This window comes from Pelomicrobium sp. G1 (genome assembly GCF_051905455.1).
Taxonomy (GTDB): domain Bacteria; phylum Pseudomonadota; class Gammaproteobacteria; order Burkholderiales; family UBA6910; genus Pelomicrobium.
Map to the genome: position 1 here is coordinate 1 of NZ_JBQACR010000384.1, position 265 is coordinate 265.

Sequence of the window (265 nt, forward strand, 5' to 3'; positions counted from 1 at the left end):
GGCGGCATCCTTTCCTTCATGGCTGCGACCCGAGGTCGAGGCGGAGCGGATTGACGCCCCACCCCTCCACCGGCCGTGCCGGCCGGGTCGGCAGGCCGTAATGGCGCGAACGGTCGAACAGGGGGACTCCCGGCGCCAGCATCGAGTGGTAGAACCACATCATGGCGTTCGCCATCTCGGCCGGTCGTTCGCGGGTGACGAAGTGGCCGCAGTCCAGGACCAGAACCGCCTCCAGGCCCGGCACGTGCTCTTCCATGCCCTGGGC

Annotated in this window: 1 pseudogene; it reads right to left on the reverse strand. The window is 69.4% G+C overall.

The annotated features are described in order from the left end of the window. Positions 1 to 16: 16 nt before the first annotated feature. Positions 17 to 265 (reverse strand): annotated as a pseudogene (locus tag ACTFO6_RS18930) (hypothetical protein); the annotation flags it as partial.